Source organism: Peptoniphilus vaginalis (genome assembly GCF_900176605.1).
GTDB lineage: Bacteria > Bacillota > Clostridia > Tissierellales > Peptoniphilaceae > Peptoniphilus_A > Peptoniphilus_A vaginalis.
Window position 1 is genome coordinate 297215 of sequence record NZ_FXLP01000004.1, and the last position, 13839, is coordinate 311053.

At 37.3% G+C, this 13839-nt stretch carries 10 protein-coding genes and 1 pseudogene; 3 read left to right on the forward strand and 8 right to left on the reverse strand.

Annotation, left to right across the window (positions count from 1 at the left end; translation table 11 throughout):
* Nucleotides 1-36 precede the first annotated feature (36 nt).
* The gene (gene ftsH, locus CAN42_RS02865) at nt 37-1869 is read left to right on the forward strand and encodes an ATP-dependent zinc metalloprotease FtsH (RefSeq protein ID WP_085875457.1); all 1833 of its coding nucleotides are present in this window, start codon (nt 37-39) and stop codon (nt 1867-1869) included.
* A 72-nt stretch (nt 1870-1941) separates the two neighbouring features.
* On the opposite strand, the gene CAN42_RS02870 is transcribed toward ftsH, so the two are convergent.
* The 5 genes from CAN42_RS02870 to CAN42_RS02890 all read right to left on the reverse strand — a co-directional run bounded on the left by CAN42_RS02870 (nt 1942) and on the right by CAN42_RS02890 (nt 7593).
* Complete coding sequence (locus CAN42_RS02870; RefSeq protein WP_085875458.1) at nt 1942-3945, reverse strand: C69 family dipeptidase; 2004 nt, start codon at nt 3943-3945, stop codon at nt 1942-1944.
* Nucleotides 3946-4135: 190 nt separating this feature from the next.
* Nucleotides 4136-4933 carry a metal ABC transporter permease gene (locus CAN42_RS02875; protein ID WP_062571369.1) on the reverse strand — a complete coding sequence of 266 codons (798 nt, stop codon included), beginning with the start codon at nt 4931-4933 and terminating at the stop codon, nt 4136-4138.
* Nucleotides 4920-5594, reverse strand: a complete 675-nt coding sequence (locus CAN42_RS02880; RefSeq protein ID WP_085875459.1) for a metal ABC transporter ATP-binding protein — start codon at nt 5592-5594, stop codon at nt 4920-4922. Before CAN42_RS02880 ends, CAN42_RS02875 begins: the two co-directional genes overlap by 14 nt.
* Before the next feature lie 3 nt (nt 5595-5597).
* Nucleotides 5598-6893, reverse strand: a complete 1296-nt coding sequence (locus CAN42_RS02885) for a metal ABC transporter substrate-binding protein (RefSeq protein ID WP_085875460.1) — start codon at nt 6891-6893, stop codon at nt 5598-5600.
* Nucleotides 6894-6957: 64 nt separating this feature from the next.
* Nucleotides 6958-7593: a ZinT/AdcA family metal-binding protein gene (locus CAN42_RS02890; protein ID WP_062571366.1), complete on the reverse strand. Its 636-nt coding sequence runs from the start codon at nt 7591-7593 to the stop codon at nt 6958-6960.
* Between the two features lie 395 nt (nt 7594-7988).
* On the opposite strand from CAN42_RS02890, the pseudogene msrB reads away from it, so the two are divergent.
* A pseudogene (gene msrB / locus CAN42_RS09215) lies at nt 7989-8930 on the forward strand (peptide-methionine (R)-S-oxide reductase MsrB).
* 369 nt (nt 8931-9299) lie between these two features.
* Here msrB and CAN42_RS02900 read toward each other — a convergent pair.
* Both CAN42_RS02900 and CAN42_RS02905 read right to left on the reverse strand, forming a co-directional pair.
* Nucleotides 9300-9971, reverse strand: a complete 672-nt coding sequence (locus tag CAN42_RS02900; RefSeq protein WP_062571364.1) for a flavin reductase family protein — start codon at nt 9969-9971, stop codon at nt 9300-9302.
* Nucleotides 9972-10021: 50 nt separating this feature from the next.
* A complete protein-coding gene (locus CAN42_RS02905; protein WP_085875461.1) occupies nt 10022-11353 on the reverse strand; it encodes a YjiH family protein in 1332 nt (443 codons plus the stop codon).
* A 196-nt stretch (nt 11354-11549) separates the two neighbouring features.
* Here CAN42_RS02905 and CAN42_RS02910 point away from each other — a divergent pair, with 196 nt between their 5' ends.
* Entirely contained in the window at nt 11550-12749 is a 1200-nt protein-coding gene (locus CAN42_RS02910) for a helix-turn-helix domain-containing protein (protein ID WP_062571362.1), read from the forward strand.
* Nucleotides 12750-12792: 43 nt separating this feature from the next.
* Here CAN42_RS02910 and CAN42_RS02915 read toward each other — a convergent pair whose 3' ends face one another.
* The gene (locus CAN42_RS02915) at nt 12793-13689 is read right to left on the reverse strand and encodes an alpha/beta hydrolase (protein WP_085875462.1); all 897 of its coding nucleotides are present in this window, start codon (nt 13687-13689) and stop codon (nt 12793-12795) included.
* Nucleotides 13690-13839 lie beyond the last annotated feature (150 nt).

A 13839-nucleotide genomic window follows, 5' to 3' on the forward strand; every position in this document is an offset into this window, starting at 1 on the left:
TTTTTAAAAAATTTCATCCCTAAGGAGGTTTATAATATGGAAGATAAGGACAACAACAAGAGACCCAAGTACAATTTACTTAGATATTATTTGATTTCCATCTTGGCAGTCTTTGCCTTAAACTGGTTAATTTTGCCAATGGTGACACAAAACAGCATAGAAGGTTCTTCTTATTCAGACTTTAGGAGGAACTTGAGTCAAGATAAAATTGCAGAGGTAAACTTTAAACCAGACCAAATCCTCTACAAGCTTAAGGGAGACAAAAAAATCTACAAGACTGGAAGGATGGAAGACCCAGACATAGTTAGGGACCTTGAAGAGAAAAATGTTGATTACTCTTCTGAAATTCCAGAAAAGCCAAGTTTATTTATGAACTTTGTCATGACTTGGGGATTTCCAATCCTATTATTCTTCTTTCTACAAAGGGCAATGACTAAGAGGATGGAAAGTTTTGGCGGCGGCATCTTTGGTGGCGGAAAGAAAATCCAAAAGTACGAACCAAGCGGCGAAACTGTAAACTTCGATGACGTTGCAGGTCAAGAGGAAGCTGAGGAGTCCCTGGTGGAAATCGTGGACTACTTAAAAAATCCAAAAAAATATACAGACATTGGTGCCAAGTGTCCTAAGGGCGCCCTACTTGTTGGTCCTCCAGGAACTGGTAAGACCCTACTTGCCAGGGCAGTAGCCGGGGAAAGTCACGTTCCCTTCTTTTCTATTGCAGGTTCTGAATTCGTGGAAATGTTTGTGGGCCGTGGTGCAGCTAAGGTAAGGGAACTCTTTGAAGAGGCGAAGAAGAATGCCCCATGTATAATTTTTATTGACGAAATTGATACTATAGGTAAGAAGAGAGATTCAGCAGGAATTTCTGGCAACGATGAAAGAGAACAAACCCTCAACCAACTTTTGACTGAGATGGATGGTTTTGATGGCAATATTGGTATTGTTATGCTTGCTGCAACTAACAGGCCAGAGATTCTTGACCCAGCCCTTTTAAGACCAGGAAGGTTTGACAGGCAAATCAGGGTTGAGCTTCCAACTCTAAAGGACAGGATTGAAATCTTAAAGGTTCACGCAAGGTCCTACAAGATGGAAGATGACCTTGATTATTCACTTATTGCAAGGTCAACTGCTGGTGCATCAGGTGCCCAACTTGCAAATATCTTAAACGAGGCTGCCCTTCGTGCAGTTAGGATGGGTCACGACAAGGTCCGTCAAGAGGACATCCAAGAGTCTATTGAAGTTGTAATTGCAGGTGCCCAAAGAAAGCAAGACATACTTTCTCCAGAAGAAAAGAAGAGGGTTGCTTACCACGAAATCGGTCATGCCCTTGTTGCGGCTCTTCAAACTGGGTCTGAACCTGTGGAAAAAATTACAATTATCCCAAGGACTTCAGGAGCTCTAGGTTACACTATGCAGGTGCCTAAGGACGAAAAAAATCTCTACACAAGAGAAGATTTAATCAACCACATCACAACTCTTTGCGGAGGACGTGCAGCGGAAGAAGTTATCTTTAATGAAGTTTCCACTGGTGCTGCCAACGACATTGAGAAGGCAACAGAAACTGCCAGGTCTATGATCACCCAATATGGTATGGCTGACGAGTTTGGCATGGTTAAGTTCCAAGACTCTGGGTCAAGATATATGGGCGACAATGGAAATATGAATTGTTCTGAAGAAACTAGGAAAGAAATAGATGACCTCATGGTTAAGATTGTTAAATCAGCACAAGATAATGCAAGAAAATTAATTGCAGATAACAGGGATGCTATGAAGGAGCTTTCTGAATTCTTGTTAGAAGAAGAAACTATAACTGGCAAACAATTTATGGAAATTTTATCAAAGTATAAGAACTTTGATGAAGAAGAATAAGAATATGAATTATGAAGAAGGTGGCTTGAGCCACCTTCTTTGTTTCCACATTTTTAAATTTTATTAAGCAAGTTACTTATCAAGCTTTGAAATTATTTGTGCTACTTCTGCCCTTGTTAAGTTTGCCTTAGGTGAGAACTTGTTGTTAGATGTTCCGCTTAGGATCCCCTTGTTAACTAGGAATTCAATTTCGCCAAGAGCCCAGTCAGAGATTTCCTTTTGGTCATCAAAGACTACCATCTTAAGAGTTGAAGAGTCGTCGCCCATTAATTTTAGATAAGCTGCCAAAGTGTATGCCATTTCTTCACGAGTTATGTCTTCATTAGCCATTGCTTTTGAAGTCTTTGGAAGAAGTTTCTTTTCCACAGCCCAGTTCATATATTCAGTGTAGAACTTGCCAACTTCAATGCTCTTGTCCTTAACTTCAGCGTATTTCTTTGTGTCAACCTTGCCAAGTCTTCCAAGTATAGTGATAAACTCTCCACGAGTGATTTTTTCATTTGGAGAGAAGGTAAGGTCACTTGTGCCCACCATTAATTTCTTGTTGATGGCATCAATAATAGGTTTTCTTGCCCAGTGATCAATTAAGTCAGCCTTAGAAACTTGTGAAAGTTCTTTTTGTAGTCCCTTTTCTAGGTCAAATACTTCTTTTTCCCATTCCATTGTCTTAGTAGTTGAGAATTCAGCTGCCTTTGCCTTGTCTTTAGAATAAAGTTCAATCCATTCCTTTTCAACTTGAGGAAGGTCCTTCATGATTTTAGCTTCAAAGTCTGTTACAGTTTTTCTAGTTGATTCGCCAAGTGCTTCTCTGTTGCCAGAAACTAAATCATTAACAGATGAGCCAACCCAGTAGTAAGAGTTTGCATCATAAACTGGTGAATCATTTTTTGCTTCAGCTGTGGAGTCATTGATGTCAGGGAAAATTGGAATCCAAGGAATGTTAAGTGGACTTCCTAGAGTCATCCACATAAGACCTGGAGCTTCTTTAGGATAACCTTCCTTGATTTGGAAGATGTGGGCTTGCATTGTGTTAATAGATCCAATTGGTCTCTTGTGAGTCTTAGGGTTTGCCTTTCTTTCAGCCTTGTTGTCTGATGGAATAAATTCAGTTCCATCAAGTCTGTTTCTAAATACATTTAGGGCATGAGTGATGTCTATTTTTTCGCTGCCTTCTGATAGGTCATTTAATAAGTCAAATCTCTTTGCATCGTAAGGAACTTTTGAGTTAGGGTCAAGGTCGTGGATACCAGACCAAACTCTTGAACGAGATGTATCTCTAATTTCCTTAGGACCATAGGATCCAGCCATATCCATTAGACCATCAGCATTTTCCTTATAAGTCTTAGCCTTCTTTGCAACTTCAACTATGTCTTTTGATGCAATTACATTTTCTTTGTCTTTAAGGTCAACGCCACCTAGCCAAAAATCGTTAGGGAAGATACTGAATTTGTCGGCAGGATACTTAATAGCAACATATTGGTGGCCAGTGTAAATTTCCATGTACCAAACTTCATCTTGGTCGCCAAAGGCAACAATGTCACCCATTGAAGCACCTTGCTCATCAATAGTTTTTGCCAAAAGTTCAATTGCGCCCCTAGCTGATTTTGCGTGTGCAAGTAAGAAAGTTGTCATACTAGCTTCGTTAACACCATCTTTTACAAAAGGATCAGCCTTTAAGACTTCGTCTGATGGGCTAGCTGAAACTGTACAGAAGATACCTACACCTGCTTCGTTGTAGCCAGCTGCATCGTAGACACCTTGCTCCATGTCTTTTGGCTTCTTAGAAGAGTCTGGAGTTGAGAAAAACTTCAAAGAGTCTTCCTTGTGTATGTATGTAAATCCGTTGTTGACATCAACCAACTTATCGCCCTTTTTAATTTCTCCACGTGGGTGAGTTACAAGTCTCATAGTCCTATTTCTTTGGTAGTCTTCAGTTCTTCCAAAGATAAAAGAACCATCAGTAGTTAGGTCTTTACCAACGATAATACCTGTGCAGGCAAAAGTTGGAACTGCCATGGATAAGACCATGCTAGATGCAAGACCTGCAATCAATAATCTCTTCTTTCTATTTTTCATAATTACCTCCTTGGCTCCCTTTTATAAAAATGTTTTCTTTATCTAAATAAAGATGATGGAAGCGTTTTTATAAATATAAATTAACACCTCAGAATATAATAAGTCAATGTTTTAATTTTGTACTAAATTTTGTCGATGTAGCACTTAAAACCACAAAAGAAAAATCTGCAAGATAACTTGCAGACTTCACTTAATTCTTGTTTTTTAATTTTGAAATCAAGAGGCATACTAGCATTCCTAGGGAGGCAATAACAACTATTGCTCCACCTGGTTTTAGGTCGAAGTAGTAGGACAGGATAACACCACTTAGGGTGTAAATAAGTCCAAGGACCAAGGTGTTAAGGAAGGTTGCCTTGTAGGATTTACTTATTAATAGTGATGATGCCACGGGCAAAACTATAAGTGATGTCACCATGAGGGCACCAATTATTTTGGCTGAAAGGGCAATTGTAAGGGCAGATAAAAGTGTGAAGATTGAATTAATTCTCGCCACATTAACCCCGCTCATCTTGGCAAGTTGAGGATCAATTGCGATGGAGAGGAGACCAAAATAATAAATTAAAGAAATTGCAACAACAAGTATAAAGGTAATTAGGACGATTACCACGTCAAGCTTTGATACTGATGCAATACTTCCAAAGAGATAGGCATCAAAGCTGCTTCCTCCTGGTGAAAAGTCTGACAAGAGGGCGGCAAGTCCCAGTCCCATAGAGGTTATTATGGCAGTTGCCATATCACCAAATTGGGGGAACTTCTTCCTGATTTTTTCAATGGAGAAGGCTCCAATGACGCAAGCAAAGATGGCACCAATTAGGGGATTGATGGAAAGGATTAGTCCTAAGGCAACCCCAGCTAGTGAAACGTGAGATAGGGCATCCCCCATCATAGAAGTCCCACGATTAACAATAACAATCCCAATGAGGGGAATTATTATGGAAATCATAAAGGAAACTAAGAGGGTCCTAATCATAAAGCTATACTGTAACAAGTTCAAGACCTCCCTTCTTTAGTTCGTAAAACTTATCCATTTGCAAATTGTTTTTCACCCAGTCTAGCTCGTGGGTTATTAAAATTATGGATACGTCAAAATTTTTGTTTAAGTCTTCAAGGGTTTTGGCAAATTGCCTCTTTGAATTTTCATCAACACCTGATGTTGGCTCGTCAAAAATTAAAATTTCTGGATTGTTCATAAGGGCCCTTGTGATAACAACCCTTTGTCTCAAACCACCAGACAAGTCCCTTAGGGGATAGTCTGCGTACTTCTCTAGGTTCATCTTCTTTAAAAGTTCCATAGTTTTGTCGTAGTGGACCTTTCTTGGAATTTTTATCATCCCCATACTTTCGTAGAGCTGTAGGGTTACAAGCTCCTTGACAGAAATTGGGAAGGTATATAAATTTTCCTTTTGTGATTGAGGAACGTAACCAATCTTTTTAAGTGAATCAAGGGTTGGGTCTTCTTCAAGGATTTTTATTTCCCCAGACCTTAGCTTGAGCTCCCCAATAATTATTTTTATTAAAGTTGTCTTACCAACTCCGTTGCCACCGATGATAGTGATTTTCTCCTTGTTCATCAGGGTCAGGTTTAAGTCCTTAAGGACTGTATCCCTATCGTAGGCAAAGTTGGCATTTTTTATTTCAATAGCCTTCATATATCACCTCAATGATTCATATATATTTTTCAAATTGTATTCCATCATATCTATAAAGTCATCTCCAACGTTCCTTTCAATATCCCTGTTAATATACTCCATGGATATTAGGCCTTTTAGGTCAGCACCAATTTCCTCTGCGATTATGTCTGCCCCATTTTCTGGCATCCCATATTCGTAAAAGATTGTATTTATATTTCTGCTTCTTGCATCATCTATGGCCTTGGTGATCTTCTTTATACTTGGAGAATCTGTACTTGTGAGACCTTGGAGAGGATATTGGATGAGGTCAAAGTCCTTGGCAAGGTAGGCAAAGGCAAAGTGACTCACAATAAATTCCTTCCTCTTAGTTTTCTTAAAGAGGTCCCTGTACTTGTAGTCCAAGGCTGTAAGCTCTCTCAAAGTCTTGGAAGCATTCTTCCTGTAGATATTTTTGTTTTCAGGATAGAGCTTGGACATCTTGTATTCAATATCATTTACATATCTCTTGGCATTTCTAATACTCATCCAAGAGTGAGGATCGTAGGTTATCTTGTCCTCGTTAGTAGTTGAAGTATCACGAAGGACATCTAGTTTCATATCATCTCCATGGGCATCAAGCATCTTATAAGAAAGTAGGTCTGTGGAAATTCTGTCGCTAAACATAATCCACCTGCCCTTCTTAGGAAGCTTGTAATAAATTTCTCCATGCTCATGGCCCATCTCAAGCTTATAAGTCTTCCTGTCCTCAACCTTTATTAGGGACTTTTGTGGAACATCTTCGCCAGGGTCCTCCATTATCTTTCGACCCATCTTAATAAGGTCCTTTTCAGAGTAGTCCTTGTCACAATAGAGGAAGGCAATCCTCATATTATCTTCGTGTGTGTGACCAAATTCAAAGGAGTAGGTTTCCTTATCAAAGTCGCCAGCAACCATGTATTGGAAGTCTCCAATAGCAGCAGCCCCCTTGTAGGAAATTAAATTAACCCCACTGGCAAGATTTAGGATATCCAAATTTGGAAGAGTATTGGCAATTGTATCTGCCCAGTGTTCCATATTGGCCCCATTTATAATTAACAAGTCAGAATTTGACAGGTCCTTTATCTTTCTTGGAGTTGGCTCCCAGAGGTGGGGGTCCTGGTTTTTTGGCATCAGGATCCTTAGGTCCACAGTGTCACCAACTACGCTTTTAGTTAAGCTGTAAACTGGATAAAAGGAAGTGTAGACGACAGGTTTTGCGTCTTTACTTTTTTCTGCCTTGCAAGCAACTAGAGAAAAAGCCAAGAGAAATACAGTCATAATTTTTATTATTTTTGACATAAAGTCTCCTTTCTCTTAAAAAAATATCCTCGATGAAGCATCGAGGATGGGATAAATAGAAATATTATTCAGCAACTTCTTCGTAAACTTGATCGATAGTTACTGTTGGACTAACAAATGTTGGGTACCAGTCATCTTTAGCTAACATTTCTTGAGCACTTCCTCCAACTCTTAAGTGGAAGTGTGGCATGTGGTCTTCGCCGTGAACTGGCATCAATAAAATTGTTGGATATTTTCCATTAGAAGTAAACTCGTACCAATAAAGAGTTTTTCCACCGTGTTCGATTGGGTGCTTGTCTACTAGTTTGTAGTCAGCCTTGTCAATTTCTTCCCCTTCAGGTCCTTTTAAGAAAGTTATGCTATTTCCATCAACCTTTATAGCTCCGAAATCAACTGCAACGTGATCAGCAAAGTTCTTTTTAGCTTGATCTTCAGTGATATTATCTCTCTTAGCAACTTCTTCGTAAGCACCCTTTAGGCCAGGATCATCAAGATAGTTGGAAATGTTATTCCATTCGCCGTCCCAGTCAGAAAGAGTAACTTCATCAGCAGACTTATCATCAGCCTTAGTTGCTACATTTTGTTCGACCTTAGCCTTGTTCTCCTTAGGCTCATTCTTAGACTCTTCCTTGTTACAAGCAACAAGAAGAGTTGCAGATAAAGCCAAGACACCTAGCGATAGTCTAAATTTTTTATTCATAATTCCTCCTTATTATAAGTTAGCTAATATTTTGTGAAGAATTTAAAGAAATTAGCAGAAAAATTTCTTATATTAGAGAATAGACAAAATATTAGCAACTTGTAAATGATACGCATTATCATTTTTATAAACCTAGTATAACAAGTTCAAAAATTTTATTTTAAAGAACTTACTCAAATTTACTTAATTAGTATAAAAGATTATTACTTAGAAAATTATTTTGCTTTTAAGATCTAATTGATTTGATTCTTCGCCTTTATAAAAAAATAAAAAGTTATTTAAGCGAGAGTTGAAGCTTAGAAAAAATAATTAATTATGAAGTTGTCCCCTATTAGGAGTTCAGCAATCCCTATATTTATTTGCAAGTTTTGGGTAAAGGTAACCTAGGTGATAATATGAAAAACATAAAAATTATTTATCTTGCAGGTGGATGCTTTTGGGGAACTGAAGGCTACTTCAAAAGAATAAAGGGAATAAAGAAGACCCTAGTTGGTTACGCTAATGGCATTAGCGACGAAACAAATTATGAATCTGTGGCAAGGACAGACCACGCAGAAACAGTAAAAATATATTACGATTTCTCACGCATCTCCCTAACAGAGATCCTCCTCCACTACTTTAGGATCATTGATCCCAAGTCTATTAACAGGCAGTGAAATGACATAGGGCGACAATACAGGACAGGAATATATTGGGAAGAAGGAGACACAAGGTCAGAAGAAATTGTTAAGGACTTCATAGCCTATGAAGAAGAAAAACTTGGCAAGCTTGCAGTGGAAATCTCTCCCATCAAAAATTTTGTAAAGGCAGAGGACTACCACCAAGCTTATCTTGACAAGAATCCCATGGGCTACTGCCACATCAACTTGAGCTTGGCAGATGAACCAATAATTGATGACGAAAGAGAATTTTTAAATAAGTCTAAGCGAGAAGCCCTTGATGATCTTTCCTACGAAGTTATGGCAAACTCTGGAACAGAAAGGCCCTTCACAAGTGACTTAAATGCTGAACATAGGAAGGGAATTTATGTAGACAAGCTTTCGAGAAAACCCCTCTTTGTTTCATCAGACAAGTTTGACGCAGGTTGTGGCTGGCCATCCTTCTCAAGACCAATCCTTTCAACCTATCTCGATGAAGAAGTGGACACTTCTTATGGAATGGTAAGGACAGAAGTGAGGTCTAAGTCATCAAACTCCCACCTTGGTCACGTCTTTCCTGATGGACCAATAGACATGGGCGGACTTAGGTACTGCATCAACGGAGCAGCTCTTGACTTCATCCCCTATGAAGATATGGATAAAGAAGGCTATGCAGACTATAAGATTTTTGTAAAATAAAAAAAGAAAAGAACCTAGGACTTTATGGATTAACCATATTCCCAAGTTCTTCTTTTTGTGTACAAACCTAGTTATTATTTTGACTTAAGCATAAAAATTAGGATAACTTTATTTTATTAGATAATTTAAGCTTTGGTTTTTAAAACACATTTGAATATTAAGAAAGTATGAGTTAGTAAAATTTTATGAGATAGTAAAAAAATATAAGTCAGTAAAAGTTTATAGACTCATAAGAAAATTATGGACTCATAAAATTTTATGAATTTACAAAAATCTAATAAGACTATAAATAAGGGAGCGTGAGGCACGTAAATTATATTAAGCTGTTGTTATTTAATATTTTTGTTAATTTTTATTCCCTAGTAACCCTTATTTGCCAGCTATACCCTCAAGTCCCTTGTCAACAAGAGCTTGTTTTTCTGGGTCAATCTTTGGAGTGTCCATTGTGAAGGAGTTATTAACAACTGTGAAGTCGAAGTATCCAAGTCTTGCAACTGGTTTAATGCTGCAGATATCAATCTTGTCTTCGTCAGTTATGAACTTGTCGTCAATGTGGATTCCAATAACTTCACCGATAATGATATCGATTGTGTTAAGTGTGTCAACACCTGGAAGTCTAATTGTTTGAACGTATTTTATCTCGTATTGGATAGGTGAACCCTTAACTCTTGCAACATCTACAAGCTTGGATTCTTCTTTTTCAAGACCGCAGTGTTCGAATTTGTCCATAAAGTCTTCACTTGCAATTGAAGATTCGTTCATTGCTTGTGCAAGATCTTCAGTTACCATGTTGTAAACAAATTCTCCAGTTCTTTCGATATTTTTAACAGTGTTTTTTCTGTCACCAAATACGTTTTGGTTAGCTGAGAATAAAACTAGTGGTGGGTCAAATGTTAGGTTTGTGAATTGTGAGTATGGTGCAATGTCGTCTGTTCCATCTGGGTTCTTAGTTGAAATCCAGCCAATTACTCTTGGTACTGAACATGATTTAAATGGGTTCTTTTTTAGTCCGTGGTTATTTTTCTTTGGTTCGTAAAACATAATTATCTCCTTTTTTTCTGTAAAAATTTTAAAACAATAAACTTTCTAAATTATTTAATTAACAAAAATGCTATAGGCGTAGTGATTAAGAAACAGAATATAGTTCTTTCAAACCATATTATTACTAGGTCCTTAATGGAAACATCAATCTCAGATGCTACAATTGTAGGGATTGTAGTTGAGAACATAATTACTTGAGCAACACTCATTACAGAGATTATAAATCTTGTAACTAGAGGAGCCTTTGTTACCACCATTACTGGTAGGAACATTTCAGCAAGTCCTAACATGGCAGCCTTTGCTGCTAGTAGTGGCTCAGGTATTCTAAGTAAAAGTGTAAGTGGATATAAAATATATCCGAAGTAGTCGAATACTTGTGTGTAGTTTGCAATTATAAGTGCAACTAGACCGATTGACATAAAGTTTGGCAGAACTTCAAATACTAGGTTAAAGGAATCTAAGACATTCTTAGTGGTTCTTGGAACAACAGGGCCTGCTTCCTTGCAAAGTGTAAGTCCTTCATTAAGTGATGCCATAAATAGATTGCCTTCAAGTTTTTCTTCTGGGTAACCTTCCATGTCCTTGTAGTATCTATCTGATGTTGTTGAAATTGGTGGAATTCTAACTGTTATGGCACTAAGTGCAAAGGTAACAAATAGTGAAACGAAAACATATTCGCCCCAATATTCCATTAGATCAGTTGTGTTCGCAATTACTATTAAAAAGGATATTGCAACTGTAGTAAAGCCTGTTACTACTGCCACAGCTTCTCTTTGTGTATACTTTCTCTCCCTGTATAGGTCGTCAGTCATCATTACCCCAACTGCAGTTGATCCCATAAAGGCTGCTACTGCAATTACTGCTGTCCTACCAGGAGTCTTCCAGATTGCTCTCATTATTGGTCTCAAAAAGTTTCCTATAAAATCAATAAATCCGTAGTCCATTAAGAAAGTTATAAAAATTGCTGAAATTGGAATTAATGTACCTACTTGTATTGCCAGTGAGTTAAACAAGAATGGACCGTGGTCATCTCTTGCAACTGCTTCTGGTGCGTAACCAGAGAATAAATAGAGTGTGAAGAATGCCCCAATTAATTTTGTGAAAGAGAATATTATAGTGACTTTATCAGTCTTCCAAGTTCCCTTCACAAAAGGTCTAAAGGCACCTATCATAATGATGATAAAGGCATAAGCTGTTGCAACTTTTGGTAAGCTGTTAATAAAAAGTGAAATTACATATTCTAATGGGATTGTCGATTTGTCATCCACCTTGATAGGCACGAAAAAGGCAAATATTCCAATTGCACTGAGAATTATAAACTTAGCAAGTAATTTCGGGTCTTTGTAAAGCTTCTCTTCCCTATGTATTATTTTTTCTTTCATTTATTTCCTCCTTTTGATATGATAATAACCTTTTCCTAAACACAAAAATATGGAATATATTGCTTTAGATTTTAAAGTTTTTGCTTTATAATATAATCACGATAAAGTATTTAGACTTTTGAGGTAATAGAATTTTAGAATTTATTTGATTTAAGGATAGAATAAAAAAGAATTTAAGAAAAGAGAGAGGAAAAAATTGGGAGACAAGTTACTTTTATACGACATAATAACAAAGGACTACATACACAACCTAATATATGGAGACTTATCAAGGGCAAGACTCTTTCAGTCCACCTTTAGCCAATACCAACTTGACCTTGACACCAACTACATAATCACTATTATGTATGACGACTTTTGGAAAGTCTGCAAAAATCGTGACAACCACTACAGGTATATTTTAAAGAGAAAACTGCTTGAATACACTAGAGAAATAATTAAGGACTATAAGACCATCTCCACTACCCTAACGGGGACTGACAAGATAATAATTTTTTTGGATTGCCAAGGAAGGACTGAGGAAGAGGCCTTTGACCTAAGCCAGGAGTTAGCAGAAAAAATTATTGATGATCTAAAGAATGAGATGACTCACACAGTGAGCATTGGGATAAGCTCTTACTGCAAATCTAACAAGGACCTAGCTAAGGGATATGAAGAATCCTTTAACTGTCTGGAAAATATTTTTAACAAGGGACGAGGAAAAATTTTAAGACCCAGCCTTATTGATGTAAAAATTGACCAAGACTACAAGTCTAAGATTGATAAAAAAATCTATGAACTCCTAATAAAAATTGGCTTTCAAGATAGGGAAGGCTCCTACGACATAGTTGATGAAATTGTTCAGGATATGGTGGAGAGAAACGTAAGCGAAGAATACATTAAGTCCAACCTCATTAGGCTACTTGTGGAAGTTATAAATTATTTTTCCAGGGGAAGTCTAAAGTCCGACCTGTCACTTATAACTGTAAAGAGCATTGAAACCATTGTTGGCTCTAACAATATTGACGATACCAGGGCAGCAATAAATAGGACCCTTGACCTAATAAGTTCTGGACTTGAAATAGAAGACCAACATGACCTTGCCATGAATAACGCCAGGGCCTATATTGAAAAATATTATACGAGGGACATTAGCCTTGATGAAATATCTATGGTGGCAGGTTACAGTAAGAGTCACTTCTCCAGGACCTTTAAGGAAAGAATGGGGATAAACTTTTCAAAATACCTAATAAGGGTGAGGATAGAAAATGCTGAAAAGTTAATAAGGTCATCTGATCAATCAATTTTCGACATCTCCCTTGAAGTTGGCTTTAACGACTACTCCTATTTTTCCAAGGCCTTTAAGGATGTTTATGGACTTAGTCCCAGGGATTATAGAAATAAAAATAAAAATTAAATTATATAGAAAATGCCAGAGGGGGTTATGTCTCTGGCATCTTTTATTTCAAAATTTTTATAATTTCTTCTTGGGCCTCTTTGCCTTCTGGGAAGATTGACAAGAGTGGATAGCAGTGGCAAAGTCCTTTTCCCACTATTATTTTGTAATTAACCTTGTATTTTTTTAGGGCTTCCTCAAAAAGTGGTGCAAAGGCATAGATCACTTCATAAGACCCATAGTAGAGGTAGGTCATTGGAAAGTTACTAAAGTCTCCCCTGTAGGGATAAAGCATATATTCAGGGACACTTTCTCCCTTAGTCATAATTTCTTTTGCAGTGTCAAAATATTTGTAGTCAACCATTATGTCCTTATTGTTTAATTCCTTCAGCCTATCCATATCGAGATCATTAGATAGACATCCACCAGCAGAAGATGCGATGATTTCTCTTGGCATCTTTAAAGGTAATTTATTTTCATTTATGTAGAGACCAAGTCCAAGGGCAAGTGAGGCTCCAGATGAAAAGCCAAGAAGAGAAAGGGGCTCTTCCCCATAGGTTTTTGTCATCTCTTCATAGACTCCTATAGTGGCATCGTAAGCTTCCACTATGGTCTTGTCAATGCAAAGGGGATAAAAGTAGAACCAGACATCTTTACCAGTGGTGCGACAAATCTTCTTGGCAAAGCTTAAGTCCCTCTTGTCGGGATTTGTTATGTAGCCACCGCCAAAGAGGTATAAGATTGCACCGGGATTTTTATTTTTTGAATGTATTACAATCAATCTTTGGGACAAAAAAGTCCTATCATCATAATAAATGTCGGCTTCATCTTTAAGCTTGAAGCTTGGCTTTTGATTTTGCCTCCTGGCATAATTTAAAATCTTATCCTTTGGCAAGAGAAAAATTTTTTTAATTCTAATTGCCCTTACTAGACCTGCTAAAATCTTATAAGAAATGCTCATAACAAACCTCCTATATCTAATAGCATATTATCACTTTAACAAGAAAAAGATTAAAAATTTTAAGAAAAAGACCCTTTAAAATAAAATTTTTTATAAAAATTAAGGAAAACTCCTCCGCAACCAAAAGTTGCGCCCCATTTGCTTGTTAGA